This is a genomic window from Roseomonas genomospecies 6 (genome assembly GCF_008365375.1).
Taxonomy (GTDB): Bacteria; Pseudomonadota; Alphaproteobacteria; order Azospirillales; family Azospirillaceae; genus Azospirillum.
This window is the reverse complement of sequence record NZ_QOKW01000022.1, coordinates 37,293-49,992: the sequence shown is the minus strand read 5'-3', so window position 1 is coordinate 49,992 and position 12,700 is coordinate 37,293. Positions and strand designations below refer to the sequence as shown.

The following is a 12,700-nucleotide window of genomic DNA, read 5'->3' as shown; positions in this document are numbered from 1 at the left end:
AGTCAGGCCAAGCAAAACACGTCGGCCAGGACACGACCGCCGCATTATTTTTTGGGATTGCCTCCATGAAGATCAGCATTGCCGCCCCGAAAAACGACATCACCACGCCGGAAGGCCTGATGGCGCGTGTTTCCGCTAAGGAGCGCGGCGCGCTGCGCATCGAGGCCTTCAAGATGGCCTCAAAGGATCGACTGGTGAGGCGTCATTACATGGGGCAGCTGGCTCTGCCGATCCAGGGCCGGCCGGAAACACTGCGGCGCATGGCGGTCAGCCATCGGCTGGACCTGTTCGACGCCGACGCGCGCGACGCGCTCGGCAAGCTGGCCTCCAGCGACGCGGTGGCCACCCTGACCGGCAAGGACCGCGAGGCGATCAAGACGCTCGTCGAGGCCAACGGCGACAGCATCGCCTCTTACGCCAAGACCCTCCGGGACTACCGCAAAGACCGGCATGCCTGGGACCTACGCCTCGACCCCGCCACGGTCATCGCACGCGAGCATGTCGTCGCCGGCAACCGCGCCGGCCTCGACCAGTTCCACGCCGCCGAACTGGCATTGGCAACCAAAATGACCCACGCGCTCGCCATCGCAAACGGCAAAGCGCCGCGCAACGGCAAGGACGTGTTGGCCGAAAGACTGGCCGACGCCATCACGTCCTTTTCCCCGGAAGAGAAGGAGCAGCTGCGTATATCGGTGGCTGGTCGCATCGCGGACCTGCGCGGCAGCGCTGATCTCTCGCTCTACCTCGATAATCGCAAAGCGATTTTCGAAAGCCTCAAGAGCGCCTCTGATCTCGACCAGGGCGCTGTACTGGCCACCGCTGCCCTGCTGGCCGAGCAGGACCCGCTGCTGGAGCGCAACGTCGGCGGCTGCCGCGACGCGGTCGCCCGCGCGCTGAAGCCCGAGCCGAGCATTCGGGCCGACTGGCGGGAGATCGGCCGCTATCTCGACCATCGCCGGCTCGCCGAGCGCGTCGTGTGGACCCACTTCGAGGCGCTGGTCCAGGACGGCTACGCGAGCGCGTTCGCAAAGCACGATCAGCGCCGCGACAATCCCGCGCCCTACATGGCCTGGCTGACCGAGCGCGTGGCTGATGGCCGCCTGAAATGGGAGGACATCGGGCGCTGCGCGCAGGCGTTGGGTGAGTTCGAGCAAGCGAAGGGCGTTCTCGATGAACGCGATTTCAGCACAATCTGGCAAGCCGTAGAATCATCCACCAACACCGTGGCGCCCATTGTGGCCGCGTAGCGACGCGCCTCGATCGCGTACTCGTCCGCAATAGGGTTGGTGGCGGCTGTCGGCCGCCACCAACCCTATCACTCCCTGCGCCGTCTCTCTCAGCGGTCGGGCCGCGGCGGTAGAGGCCTGGATCAAGTTATTTGTGTCCCCTGTCCCGCCTCGGCGGTCGAGGGCGCCACGGTGTCGGCAGCGCCGTCGGCATTCCCAGCATGGTCCTTGCGAGCGGCCGCGCGCCACCCGGCGATGACCCGCACGACACGCAGGGCCACCTCGTTGTCCTGAATGGCGAAATGGCGGCGCAGCTCGACCACGGCCGCCCATTCCCCTCGCTCGTGGAAGGCGGTCTGGACGGCGGAGGCGGTGATCTCATCGACGGCGAACATGGCGCTGATGATAGCCGATCCAGACGGGCAGGAGCCAGGGACATCGGCGGAATCGTTTTCCCATCGCCCTTTGAAAGGCGACAAAGAACAATAATTCGGTTCGTCAAACATGTAGGCGCTTGATGCCTAGGCGCTCACCGCCTATATTTCGTGTTAAGGATCGAACCAGGGAGGCGCCGCCATGACAAACGATCTTGCCAAGAAAACTCCGAAATCAGTCATTGACATGACGGATCGCCTGGAGAGGCTGTTCGGCTCGTCGTGGCAGGCTGCTCTCGATCACGCTGGCGTCCTCAGCCGCCGCCGGGCACGCGAAATTGGTGCCGGAGAACAGCCCAGCCCGCAGCTGATCGCCATCGTCGAACTGCTCGAAACGACGCCACGTACGTCATGGCCGGCGCGCTGGAAAGGGAAAACGCCGATGGACGCGTTTAGGCGGAAGCACAGCGAAACCTACTGGTTCCCGGTGTCGTATGGCGACGAAAATCTGTGGGCCAAATCCGCGGACCTCATCGTCATGCGGACGCTGCAGCGCGTGGCCTTCTCGGACGCCCCAGAAGTCTCGCCCGGCTATCGTGTGTTCGAGCTGGTCGAAACCCGAATCGGAACGGCTTTCCGATTTGAAATCAGCCACAAGAAGGACAAGCCAATTTCGCGGCGGCCCACGACCTATGATCGGATCACCGGTCAATCCTTGTGGAACTACCGCTTCGGTCCCGACGCCGAGGAGCAATTCGAAAAGTCCGTCCTGCGGTATCGCGAGTCTGACAAGTGGACCGAGATCGATGCGGCACGGCTGATCGACGCTCCGGCCTCGGAGCTTCCTGGTCTGGAGGTGGCGTGACGCTTGTTCCGCATCGCGCGCTGAAAGCGCTGGAAAAGGTTTGCGGCCGAACGGGCGTCAGTCTCACATCGGTTGGCGTTTCCTGGCCGTGAGCACATCTATCACCTACCATCGACACGAAGGGAAACTGACATGCTGGCGCGTCACGAAACGACTGAGCCCAGCCGCGTGGTCAACGACCCTCGCATCATGAGCGGGGAGCCGACGATCAGCGGCACGCGGATTCCGGCCATGACCATCGTGGCTTACCTTCGCGCGGGACGCAGCGATCGGGAAATCTTCGAGGACTATCCGTATCTGCCAATCGACGGCATCACGGCGGTGGTCGCTTGGGCGAATACGACGCTCGGTCCGGATTGGCGGCGCTGATGGACCAGATCCTGATCGACGCGTGCCTGACGCCGCGCCTGGTGGCGGTGGCGAAGGCCCGCGGCGTGGACGCGACGCACGTGTCGTTCATGGGGCGTGCGCGCGAAGCTGATTGGGACCTGATGCCCTTTATCCTGGGCAACGACTACGTATTCGTGACAAACAACCGGAAGGATTTTTTGAAAGAATACGCAAAGCAGGAGATCCATAACGGGCTGATCATCGTGATCCCGCAGGGCGAACGTGAAGACCAGGAGAAGCATTTCACCGCAGCGCTCGATTTCATCGAGCCGTTGGACGATTTGGTAAACAAGCTCGTCGAGGTTTTGGAAGATGGGTCGGTCCGAATGCGCGACTGGACGAAGGACGACCACGATCCGGACTATGTTTATGAGCCACCTAAGCCAGGACGGTGACGGAATGGCGTGACAACTCGGCCGGGCTGGGTTGTGCTTGTTGGCTCATGCGGCGTCCGACGGCGGTGCGGGACGCCGCCAAGTCAGGATCGTTCTGACCACGCGCTGGGCCTCAGTGTTGTCCTGGATGCCGCGAAAAAGGCGACGCAACTCCACCACAGCAGCCAACTCGCCGCCGTGGTCGAAAGCCTCATGGATTGCGCGGATTTCAGTGTCGGATACGGCGAACATCAAGCGATCTTACCAATCCCGTCGCCACACGGCACTGGCGATGTCGCGCGCTCGCCCGCGGTCAGACAAGGCCCCGAAACGCCAAGCGTTTCGGGGCCTTGTTGTTCAATCGCTCTCGTGGTTGGCCGGCAGACCGTCTTCAACTTTGGCGATGATCGCCTTCGCCTGCTCGATTTGCTCCGGCGTCAGCAGGGACAGCAAGGCGTAGATCGCCACAGTCGGCCGGCTGGTGGCCTTGCTGCCGCGCTCGATGTCGCTGATCCATGGTTGGCCGGCGGTTCCGCGTTCGGAAGCGAAATGGGCGAGACCGGCCTGGTTTAGGCCGGCGCGCCGCCGCAGCTCGCGAAGCGTCGTCACACCTCATCCTCCCTGACGCGCGCGATGACCTCGCGGATCACGCCCTCCAGGTCGCCGGCGACTACGATGCCCTGCAGCTTGATCTCGTTCTTCAGGGACGCCACCGAGGCGGCGATGTCCTCGTCGGTGGCGCTGGTGGTCAGCCCCAGTTCGCGCAGGACCTCCTGGTCCGAGTTGTTGCCGATCAGCCAAATCCCAGCATCCCACACCTCGACGGTCGAGGCGTAGGCGTCATCGTTGATCAGATCGCGCAGTTCGCTCTCGGCGTCCTGTGCGTCCTCCGTCAGACGACCGACGTGGTTGCTGCCGTCCCATTCGACCGAGTGGCCGGCCCGAATGCGGTCGATCAGGATCGCCAGACGGCCGCCGTCGGCCAGGTCCGTCTTGAGGCGGGCGATGTCGAGCGCACGGGCGCCGCCCTGGGCGTCGGCAAGGTGATAGGTCAGGGTCCGCCGGTGCCACTCGGCCGCCGGCGTGCCGGCGTCGCCGTCGTACGTGCGGGTCGAGATCGACACCTGGCCGTGCTCGTCGATCATCAGCAGCGCCGCCTCGTGCGAGCGGCAGGCCAGAGACGTGTCGGCGGGGGTCCGCTCCAGGAGCAAGCTGTCGAAAACGATGGCGGTGTAGTCGGTCATAAGGCCCTCAATCGGTTCGGGTTTGCGTTTCTGAGATCAATATATCTCCCTAGAAGATAAACGTCAAGCCCATCATCGTCTGAAAAGATATTTTTCGCGCTCGTGCCGTTGGGCCCACGGCGGTCGCAGCCAGACGATATTCGTCCCAAAGCCAAGGCGGGGCCGGTGGCCACCGCAAGAGGACGCCGACGGGCGTGATCTTGGCGCGCAGACGGGCTGGCTGATGCCAGCTTGTGGGCGATCTGGGCTGCCGGCCGAACATGGCGCCACGTCCAAATCCAAGGCCAGATACATACCGCATGAGGTGAGAAGGGAGGACAGATTGCCGTCCTCCCTTCTCGGCATCGGCAATAGCTATCCTTTAACAATGCTCACAGTTAAGCGATAAATAAAAAATAGTGTTTTTCTTCATTTTCCTCTTGATCACTCCAACTTGGACCGTATTTATATAAACAGAAAGCGCGACAAGTTGGGCGGAAGGCGCTCCGCCAAAGAATCAAAGCAATCCACCCCAGATTTAATGAGAGGAAACCTCATTATGACCAAGCGCATCAAGATCACCGCCGAAAACGCCGACGCTCTCGAAGCCGCGCTGAAGGCCGGCCAGGGACGCGCCCAGGTCAATACTTTCAGTGTCGAACGACTGGTCCGGGTTGCCGAAAAGGCCGAGGAGGAGCTGGCCGATCTGCTTCCGAAAGCGGAGCGCAAGGGCGCTCGGTTTGTCCGGCGCGATGCGGGCCCCGCGGCCAACGCATACTCTTATAAGCAGGGAGCGACAAAGGTCACCATCGAGCGCGGCTCGTCGGCCTGGTATCTCTTGGACATCGAGAGGGTTGAGGCCCACCCGCGGCAGCCGGGATTGTCCGATCTGCTCCTAACGCCTGCGCAGAAGGCCGAGGCCGTGCGACGCTACGCCGAGAACCTCGGCTGCTACACCCCGCAGCCCACGAAGCTGGCCGCGTGATGTCGCAAGCAGACAACAAGACCAAGCTGCAGGGCCTCCTCGTCGATCTCGGGGAGGCCCTCGCCCCGAACACCAGCAACGAAAGGAAAATCGCCGTTCTGGCCGCGGAACTTCGCGCCGCGGAGAGCACCGTCAACAAGTGGTTTTACGGCGTCGCCGCGCCGAGAGGCGCGGCGTTCAACTACCTCTGCGGCGACATCCAGAGGCGTCTGACAGAACGCCAGTTAGGTCCATGAGAACGGCGTCCGCGACCATCTCCAGACTTTCTGACCAACCCATTGTGTCCGAGGAATTGCCATGACCGTCATTGTGATGCCACCGAAGCCCTGCCTGACCGTCGCCGAGATGGAATACTGCATCGACGTGCTCGGGTTTGAGCCGACGACCAAGACCGAAGCCGACGAAATGCTGGCCGGCTTCCGCGCGGCAAAGCCGTCACCGAAGCCCCGAACGTCTCCGGCGATGAACTCGAAGCACGACGCGGCGGTGAAGACCGCTCGCGCCGAGGCGCGGCAGGCCGGGTTGGCGAAGTTGACCGGCTCTACCGCGCAAAAGCGCTGGGCCGAACAGATCCGTCAGGACATGCTGCGTCAGGTGACGGATCAGGCTGTCCGCGAGGCCATGGGAACCTACCTGACCTCCGCCAAGGACTGGATCGACAACCGCACGAACCTGACCGGCCTGCGCACCATGGCCCTCGGAAGGCGCGACCGCCACCGGGCGCTGATCCGCTGATCACATTGGGTCAACATGCACTGGAAAGTGCCGACCACGCAGGATGAGGAATAAGGGCGTCCGGGACGCCGAGGCGGCCCAAGCAAAAGGGGGCGCGATCCGCGCACCCGCACCAGGAACTCGATCCAGGCCTCTGCCGGGTAGGGGGCGAGTGAGCGATTTTCTGCCGCGACGGGAGTGATAGCCATCCACGCGGCCCTGCCGCGTGGATGGCTATTGCGGATGGAGTGCAAAAATCGTGAGCGAGGCGGGACCCACCCGCTCTCGCCGCCGCCGGAGGCCACAATGGCGCTCTCAGAGCCGATGAGAGGGGCGATCCAATTTGGCAAGAGGTCCTTGCCTAATTTGGCCGGGGACAAAGACCAGACGTCAATGCAGCGCTGCCGTCGCGGCTGGGAAAGGCCTGCGGCCACCCGGCGCCCCCTCCTCCACCGTCGGTCGTCACACAAAAAAGCTGCCGGGGGACGCATATCCCCCGGCAGCTCCGCTTACATCAGGTCCCCTCGCTCTGCTCCGTCAGGTATACATCACCGCCAGATAGCTGCTGTCCCCGACCTGGCCGGGCAGGATCGTGAACTGGTTGGTGGTCGCCGCTGTCGTGCCCGAGAAGGTGATCGAGGCGTCGATGCTGCCGTTGCCGTCCAGGTCGGCGTGGAGCGTCCGGCCCCTGAAACCGTCGGCCCCGGCGCTGTCCACCCACGAGAAGCCGGACACGCCAGGCTTGTATCCCCACAGCGTCACCATCTCGCCCTTCTGGAAGTCGGTGATCGTACCCCAGGTCACCTGTCCGCCGCGGCCGTCGATGAAGAACGTGTCGATGCCGGCACCGCCGGTCAGGAAGTTCGAGCCGGTGCCGCCGTCGAGCACGTCATTGCCAGCCCCGGCGTCAATCGCGTCGTTACCAGCCAGCAGGTTGATGAAGTCGTTGCGGCTGGAGCCGATCACCGCCTCATTTGCCGCCGAACCGAGCCACTGCGTCTCCAGCGTCGTCACCGGACCGGAATAGAGGCTCATGGTGGCCAGTCCGCCGACGCCGTCGATGTTGACGGCGATCGTCGGCATAGTCGCCGGATCGATCGCCGTGCCGGCGCCGGCAGCTGTGTGGCTGGCTGTCTCGGCGTCGATCTTGACCGACGAGGACCCGACCGTCACGGTCTGCGACAGTGGGTTGGTGAACCCGGCACCGGAGAAGGTCACCGTGTAGGAGCCCGGCCCCACCGCCGCCTGCCAGCCGCCGGACGCGGTGGTCTGGACGATCTGCGAGCCGACCACGACCGTGGCGCCGCCGACCCCCTCGCCCGGATCGTAGAAGCCGTTCTTGTTGAGATCGTTGTAGACGACACCAAGCGCATATGTCTTGCCAGTGTCGGCGAGCAGCTCGGACACGCCGATCGTGCCGCTCGTGGTCCCGGGCGACACCGTGATGCCCACCTCGTTGAGCGCGGCGTTGATGAGGTTCGCTCGAAAAGGCAGGCCCGGAAGCATCCCACCGGTGCCTCCCGGGCCCCAGCTGACCGCATATTGCGCGTTGATGAAATCGAGGTCGCCGGCGACGTTCGACGCGGCGTTCTCGGCCCAGTTCTTGACCGCGCTCTTGTCGATCGCGCCGTTCCACGCGAGCGGAGCGAGCGGCTTGAGGCTGGCGGCTTGGCTTGCGACCAGGCTCAGGTCCACGCCAAAAACCCGCAACGCGCTTTGGATCTTCGGGTCGGCGGAATTGAGGATGCGGGTCAGTTCCGACTGCGGGCTCAGCCGGAAGCGGTTCACCAGCTCCAGCAGATATTGTTCGTCGTTGGTCGGTGCTCTCATGATGACCTCGGCAAAAGGGGTGGGCAGCAAGAAGCCGCTGCTCAGAAATGGCTGTCGTCATATGCGCGCGGATTTCCGGTTTGATTTTTTGTATGAGCGCCCGACCGTCCGAGCGAGTTGGCGCAAAGCGGTGAGGTAGGGCGGTCGGCGGAGGAACGCAGCGACGACGCCGGGCACCGCCCACTCTTACCGCTGCGTACATGAGCGATGGCGGTCGCCCGCCGCGCCCTGTGGGTGCCTCAGGGCCTCAAGACCAGGGATTGCCCCCATCCCTGCCCCGGCGTCCAGCGTCCGAGCTGGTGGCCGTCGCCAGCTTTCGCCGCGGCCATCGCCGGACCGAGAAATTCCCGGATTTCCGCCATGACCACCCGGATGTCATCCGGCGGCTGTGACCGCAGTTTCTCGCGCCCAACCCAATTCTTCCAGCGATCCGACAGGAATTCTGCCATGGGTTCGGCCCAGGTCAGGCAGTTCTCAACGTCGGGAATGGCATCGCCCCTGTGCTCGAAGACGGCGGCGATTGCCTCAGCAAAACCCTGGCCATCCACCTCCAGCCGACATGCGCAGGCCCAGAGATCGTGCCAGTCCTTTCCACGCGTGTTGCGCGGCCCCACCATCGCGCAGGCATGGGCTTTCTCGGCCAGGGCAAGAGCTGGCGTATAGGCCAGCACGCGGGCCGGCGGATCACCCGCGACCATCGAAGGAAGCTCCATAAACCGCGCCGCCGGTTTGGCGACCAGGGGGACGGTAACCAAAGCTGCGTAAAGTTCACACAGGGAGCGGCATGTCCCTCAATCGCGTTTTTTGCGTCCTGTGGACGCCGGAACGTCGGCTTTCCGGGTGATTCCGTCACCCATGGCGCCGGTCGAGCAGCTTGCGTCCGTCCTCCCGCAAGGAACCGTCGGGTCCGACATGACGGTATAGCGTCTGCCGGGTGATGCCCAGTTCCCGGCACAGCTCGTTCACCTTCGTTTCCGGTTTGCCCATGGCCGCCATAGCGAGGCGCAGCTTCGCCGCGGTCATCTTGAATTTCCGCCCGCCCGTCCGGCCGCGCGCGCGCGCGGCGGCCAAGCCGGCCCGGGTCCGTTCGGCGATGAGTTCGCGTTCGAACTCGGCCAGGGCGGCAAAGATGCCGAACACCAGCTTGCCTGATGCCGTCGTCGTGTCGATGGCGGCGCCGTGACCGGTCAGCACCATCAGCCCGACGCCGCGCGCGGTCAGATCATGCACCGTGTTGACCAGATGGCGCAGGTCGCGGCCGAGGCGGTCGAGCTTCCACACCACCAGGGTATCGCCGCCGCGCAGCGCCTTGAGGCACGCCGCCAGCCCGGGCCGGTCGTCGCGACGGCCCGAGCCCAAATCCTCGTACAGGCATTGGGGATCGACGCCGGCGACGAGCAAGGCGTCGCGCTGCAGGTCGAAGACCTGCGACCCGTCCACCTTGGACACCCGCATGTAGCCGAGGAGCATGCTCCCTCCCGTCACGCCAACGGCCGATTGCGTGACACCGGAAACCGGCGTCGTCATCCGGCGCCGAACAGTCACGCAATCGGTCTCGCAGACTATGACATGCAAACGGTCCGTGAATAGAATAAGTGACAGACTGGGTTGGCCGATGGCGCTCCCGGACCCGCGACCTTGGATTTTCCGCGATGCCCCTGATCCAGGACACCGCCTATCCGCGCTTGGCGGCGTCGCCTGGCATGGCGGAACTGGCCGGCTTCACGCCGACGGCGGCGGAGATGGTCTTCGTCGTTGGGCGCACCCGGCGGGCGGGGCCGCGGCTTGCCTTGCTCGTTCTGCTCAAAACCTATCAGCACCTGGGCTACTTCGTCGCCCTGGGGCAGGTGCCGCCCGCGATCCGCGACCATCTGGCCACCATCGCCGATCTCCGCGGCGCTCTCGACACGCTGCCCGATTACGACAGCTCCACCTACCGCGTCCGCCTCACGGCGGCGGTGCGGGACTTCGTCGGTGTTTCCAACGACGGCCCGACGATCCGCCGCACCGCCGTGCGGGCCAGTGTCGCCGCCGCCCGCGCCCGGGACGAGGCCGCTGACATCATCAATGCCGCCATCGAGGAGTTGGTGCGCCAGCGGCTCGAACTGCCGGCCTTCGACACCCTGCTGCGGATCGCCTTGGCCGCCCGCGCCGCGATCAACCGTGGGTACCATCGGCAGGTTGCCGACGCGTTGGGCGCCGACGTGCGTGACCGCCTGAAAGGATTGCTGGTTCTGCCGCCCGGCCAGACGCGCACCGCCTGGGACCGTGTGAAGACCGAACCGAAGCGGCCGACCCCGCGCCACCTGCAGGATTTCCTGCGCCATCTCGATTGGCTGCGCGAGCAGGGCGCCGACACCGCGGTGTTCGCCGAGGTCCCGGACGCCAAGGTCCGCCACTTCGCCGCCGAGGCGCGCTGCCTCACCGCCAACGTGCTGTCCCGGATGGTCGAGCCCAAGCGGTTGTCCGTGATGGCGGCGCTGCTGCAAAGCCAGATTGCGCGAACGTTGGACGATCTGGCCGACATGTTCGTCCGGCAGATGCAGAGGATGCATGCCCGCGCGCAGGACGCCTTGCGGCTTCATCAGCTCGAACAGACCGAACAGGCCGGCGCACTCATCGCCCTGCTGCGCGAGACGGTGCTGGCCTGCCGCACCGAGCGCAGCGGCGAGGAGCGGCTGGCCGCCATCGAGTCCTTGCTGCTGTCCGATGCCGACACGATCCTCGATCGCTGCGAGGCCCACGCGGCTGCGGCCAGCCACAACCATCTGCCGTTTCTACCCCGCTTCTATCGCGGGCTGCGCGGGGCGTTTCTGCGTTTTCTGGAGATCGTGCCCCTGACATCGACGTCGCAGGACCGCAGCGTCGAAGAGGCCATCGCGTTCGTGCTGAAGCAGCGGACCCAGCGCGGCTCCACCCTGCGCGTCGCCGATGACGAAGCGAACGTCGAAGGCCGAGAGCGTCGGCCAAGCCTCGATCTTTCCTTCGTGTCGCCGGCCTGGTGGCCACTGGTCACCGGGCAGAACGGCCGCGATCCGATGCCGACGACCGTGGATCGCCGGACCTTCGAATTGTGCCTGTTCACCCAGGTGATGAACGACCTCCGGTCGGGCGACCTGTGCATCCCAGGCAGTGACGCCTACGGCGACTACCGCGCCCAACTCGTGCCGTGGGAGACCTACGAACGGGAGATCGCCGCCTACACGGAGCAGGCCGGCCTGCCGGCCACACCCCAGGGGATCGTCGCCGCGTTGCGCGAGCGGCTGGCGGCGACGGCGGAGTCCGTCGATGCCGCGTTCCCCGACAACGAGCACGTCGAGATCGTGAACGGCGAGCCGGTCCTGAAGCGCCTGCGCGCCAAGCCTGAGGCCGCCGGTGCCGCCGACCTGGAGCGTCAGCTGAAGGAGCGGCTGGCTCCGGTCGATCTGGTGGACGCCTTGGCCGACACCGAGCACTGGCTGAACTGGACCCGCCACTTCGGCCCGATTTCCGGTTTCGACGCCCGGATCGAGCGGCCGCAGGAACGGTACCTCGCCACGGTCTTCTGCTACGGCTGCAAGCTGGGTCCCTCCCAGGCCGCGCGCTCCATGAAGGACCTGGACCGGCGGCAGATCGCTTTCCTCAACCAGCGGCACATCACCGAGGATGCGCTGGACGCCGCGATCGCCACCGTGATCAACGCCTATGCCGACTTCGATCTACCGCGGCACTGGGGGTCGGGACGATCGGCCTCGGCTGATGGCACGCAGTGGGATCTCCATCCACAGAGCCTGATGTCCGAGTACCACATCCGCTACGGCGGCTATGGCGGCATCGGCTATTACTTGGTGTCGGACACCTACATCGCCCTGTTCTCCCGCTTCATCGCCTGCGGTGCCTGGGAGGGCAACCACATCCTGGACTTCGTCACCGAGAGCCGGTCGGCTCTCCAGCCCGACACCCTGCATGCCGACACCCAGGGGCAAAGCGCCCCGATTTTCGGTTTGGCGCACCTGCTCGGCATCCAGCTGATGCCGCGGATCCGCAACTGGCAGGACCTGCACTTCTACCGACCGGACAAGGCAAGCCGGTACGAGCACATCGACACGCTGTTCACCGCGACGGTGGACTGGGAGCTGATCGAGACGCTGCTGCCCGACATGCTGCGCGTGGCCCTGTCGGTTCGCGCCGGGCGGATCCGCCCCTCGGCCATTCTGCGCCGGCTCGGCACCTACAGCCGCAAGAACAAGCTGTACTTCGCCTTCCGGGAACTGGGCCGGGTGGTCCGGACGATCTTCCTGCTGAACTTCCTGTCCTCGCTCGAACTGCGCCACTTGATCCAAGCGGCGACCAACAAGAGCGAGCTGTTCAACAAGTATGCTCAATGGACCGCCTTCGGCGAGAGTGGGCTGGTGAGCGAGGGCGTGCGGGACGAGCAACGCAAGCTGATAAAGTACAACCACTTGGTTTCCAACTTGCTGATCTTCCACACCATCGCGTCAATGACGCGGGCCCTGGACCAGATGGCCATCGAGGAAATCGCGGTGGACGCGGACACCTTGGCCAACCTGAGTCCTTACCAGACCGAACACATCAACCGCTTCGGACACTACACCCTGAACTTTGCGCGTGTTCCCGCTCCCTTGCCGTCGCAGATTGCGGTCCCAGCTCCGCGGTCAGAGGCGCCCTCCGTGGCCATTTCGGCTCAGGAGGCCCCTCAGCTCGCCGATGTGTGAACTT

The 12,700-nt window shown here is 64.8% G+C and carries 15 protein-coding genes; 8 read left to right on the top strand and 7 right to left on the bottom strand.

What is annotated here, in order from left to right; translation table 11 throughout:
* Nucleotides 1-65 precede the first annotated feature (65 nt).
* Nucleotides 66-1,247, top strand: coding sequence for a hypothetical protein (locus DS843_RS22715; protein ID WP_149471112.1), 1,182 nt, complete (start codon nucleotides 66-68; stop codon nucleotides 1,245-1,247).
* Between the two features lie 122 nt (nucleotides 1,248-1,369).
* Here the strand turns inward: DS843_RS22715 and DS843_RS22710 are convergent, their stop codons facing one another.
* Nucleotides 1,370-1,621, bottom strand: coding sequence for a hypothetical protein (locus DS843_RS22710; RefSeq protein ID WP_149471111.1), 252 nt, complete (start codon nucleotides 1,619-1,621; stop codon nucleotides 1,370-1,372).
* Between the two features lie 181 nt (nucleotides 1,622-1,802).
* Between DS843_RS22710 and DS843_RS22705 the strand changes: the two genes are divergently transcribed.
* The 3 genes from DS843_RS22705 (at nucleotide 1,803) to DS843_RS22695 (ending at nucleotide 3,250) form a co-directional block, all read left to right on the top strand.
* The gene (locus DS843_RS22705; protein WP_149471110.1) at nucleotides 1,803-2,465 is read left to right on the top strand and encodes a hypothetical protein; all 663 of its coding nucleotides are present in this window, start codon (nucleotides 1,803-1,805) and stop codon (nucleotides 2,463-2,465) included.
* Between the two features lie 132 nt (nucleotides 2,466-2,597).
* Nucleotides 2,598-2,834 (top strand): DUF433 domain-containing protein, encoded by a 237-nt coding sequence (locus DS843_RS22700; RefSeq protein WP_149471109.1) that lies wholly within the window; start codon nucleotides 2,598-2,600, stop codon nucleotides 2,832-2,834.
* Complete coding sequence (locus DS843_RS22695; RefSeq protein ID WP_286192266.1) at nucleotides 2,834-3,250, top strand: DUF5615 family PIN-like protein; 417 nt, start codon at nucleotides 2,834-2,836, stop codon at nucleotides 3,248-3,250. Before DS843_RS22700 ends, DS843_RS22695 begins: the two co-directional genes overlap by 1 nt.
* Before the next feature lie 45 nt (nucleotides 3,251-3,295).
* Here DS843_RS22695 and DS843_RS22690 read toward each other — a convergent pair whose 3' ends face one another.
* The 3 genes from DS843_RS22690 to DS843_RS22680 all read right to left on the bottom strand — a co-directional run bounded on the left by DS843_RS22690 (nucleotide 3,296) and on the right by DS843_RS22680 (nucleotide 4,473).
* Entirely contained in the window at nucleotides 3,296-3,481 is a 186-nt protein-coding gene (locus DS843_RS22690; RefSeq protein WP_149471108.1) for a hypothetical protein, read from the bottom strand.
* A gap of 105 nt (nucleotides 3,482-3,586) precedes the next feature.
* Nucleotides 3,587-3,838, bottom strand: coding sequence for a helix-turn-helix domain-containing protein (locus DS843_RS22685; RefSeq protein WP_149471107.1), 252 nt, complete (start codon nucleotides 3,836-3,838; stop codon nucleotides 3,587-3,589).
* Complete coding sequence (locus tag DS843_RS22680) at nucleotides 3,835-4,473, bottom strand: hypothetical protein (RefSeq protein ID WP_149471106.1); 639 nt, start codon at nucleotides 4,471-4,473, stop codon at nucleotides 3,835-3,837. The genes DS843_RS22685 and DS843_RS22680 overlap by 4 nt, the downstream gene beginning before the upstream one ends.
* A gap of 538 nt (nucleotides 4,474-5,011) precedes the next feature.
* Here DS843_RS22680 and DS843_RS22675 point away from each other — a divergent pair.
* The 3 genes from DS843_RS22675 (at nucleotide 5,012) to DS843_RS22665 (ending at nucleotide 6,172) form a co-directional block, all read left to right on the top strand.
* Complete coding sequence (locus DS843_RS22675) at nucleotides 5,012-5,437, top strand: hypothetical protein (protein WP_149471105.1); 426 nt, start codon at nucleotides 5,012-5,014, stop codon at nucleotides 5,435-5,437.
* Complete coding sequence (locus DS843_RS22670; RefSeq protein ID WP_149471104.1) at nucleotides 5,437-5,673, top strand: hypothetical protein; 237 nt, start codon at nucleotides 5,437-5,439, stop codon at nucleotides 5,671-5,673. Before DS843_RS22675 ends, DS843_RS22670 begins: the two co-directional genes overlap by 1 nt.
* A 61-nt stretch (nucleotides 5,674-5,734) precedes the next feature.
* Nucleotides 5,735-6,172: a hypothetical protein gene (locus DS843_RS22665; protein ID WP_149471103.1), complete on the top strand. Its 438-nt coding sequence runs from the start codon at nucleotides 5,735-5,737 to the stop codon at nucleotides 6,170-6,172.
* Between the two features lie 516 nt (nucleotides 6,173-6,688).
* Here the strand turns inward: DS843_RS22665 and DS843_RS31325 are convergent.
* The 3 genes from DS843_RS31325 to DS843_RS22650 form a co-directional block, all read right to left on the bottom strand.
* Nucleotides 6,689-7,981: a calcium-binding protein gene (locus DS843_RS31325; RefSeq protein WP_167525420.1), complete on the bottom strand. Its 1,293-nt coding sequence runs from the start codon at nucleotides 7,979-7,981 to the stop codon at nucleotides 6,689-6,691.
* 239 nt (nucleotides 7,982-8,220) lie between these two features.
* A complete protein-coding gene (locus DS843_RS22655; protein WP_286192265.1) occupies nucleotides 8,221-8,736 on the bottom strand; it encodes a nucleotidyl transferase AbiEii/AbiGii toxin family protein in 516 nt (171 codons plus the stop codon).
* Between the two features lie 94 nt (nucleotides 8,737-8,830).
* Nucleotides 8,831-9,508: a recombinase family protein gene (locus tag DS843_RS22650; protein WP_475849343.1), complete on the bottom strand. Its 678-nt coding sequence runs from the start codon at nucleotides 9,506-9,508 to the stop codon at nucleotides 8,831-8,833.
* Between the two features lie 125 nt (nucleotides 9,509-9,633).
* On the opposite strand from DS843_RS22650, the gene DS843_RS22645 reads away from it, so the two are divergent.
* Complete coding sequence (locus DS843_RS22645; RefSeq protein ID WP_149471101.1) at nucleotides 9,634-12,696, top strand: Tn3 family transposase; 3,063 nt, start codon at nucleotides 9,634-9,636, stop codon at nucleotides 12,694-12,696.
* The last annotated feature ends 4 nt before the right edge of the window (nucleotides 12,697-12,700 follow it).

What these genes read in the sequence shown, in the direction of transcription:
- DS843_RS22705 (WP_149471110.1), top strand. Translation starts at nt 1,803, where the DNA reads ATGACAAACGATCTTGCCAAGAAAACTCCGAAATCAGTCATTGACATG.
- DS843_RS22650 (WP_475849343.1), bottom strand. Translation starts at nt 9,508, where the DNA reads ATGACGACGCCGGTTTCCGGTGTCACGCAATCGGCCGTTGGCGTGACG.
- DS843_RS22695 (WP_286192266.1), top strand. Translation starts at nt 2,834, where the DNA reads ATGGACCAGATCCTGATCGACGCGTGCCTGACGCCGCGCCTGGTGGCG.
- DS843_RS22715 (WP_149471112.1), top strand. Translation starts at nt 66, where the DNA reads ATGAAGATCAGCATTGCCGCCCCGAAAAACGACATCACCACGCCGGAA.
- DS843_RS22675 (WP_149471105.1), top strand. Translation starts at nt 5,012, where the DNA reads ATGACCAAGCGCATCAAGATCACCGCCGAAAACGCCGACGCTCTCGAA.
- DS843_RS22665 (WP_149471103.1), top strand. Translation starts at nt 5,735, where the DNA reads ATGACCGTCATTGTGATGCCACCGAAGCCCTGCCTGACCGTCGCCGAG.
- DS843_RS22710 (WP_149471111.1), bottom strand. Translation starts at nt 1,621, where the DNA reads ATGTTCGCCGTCGATGAGATCACCGCCTCCGCCGTCCAGACCGCCTTC.
- DS843_RS22645 (WP_149471101.1), top strand. Translation starts at nt 9,634, where the DNA reads ATGCCCCTGATCCAGGACACCGCCTATCCGCGCTTGGCGGCGTCGCCT.
- DS843_RS22690 (WP_149471108.1), bottom strand. Translation starts at nt 3,481, where the DNA reads ATGTTCGCCGTATCCGACACTGAAATCCGCGCAATCCATGAGGCTTTC.
- DS843_RS22700 (WP_149471109.1), top strand. Translation starts at nt 2,598, where the DNA reads ATGCTGGCGCGTCACGAAACGACTGAGCCCAGCCGCGTGGTCAACGAC.
- DS843_RS22680 (WP_149471106.1), bottom strand. Translation starts at nt 4,473, where the DNA reads ATGACCGACTACACCGCCATCGTTTTCGACAGCTTGCTCCTGGAGCGG.
- DS843_RS31325 (WP_167525420.1), bottom strand. Translation starts at nt 7,981, where the DNA reads ATGAGAGCACCGACCAACGACGAACAATATCTGCTGGAGCTGGTGAAC.
- DS843_RS22670 (WP_149471104.1), top strand. Translation starts at nt 5,437, where the DNA reads ATGTCGCAAGCAGACAACAAGACCAAGCTGCAGGGCCTCCTCGTCGAT.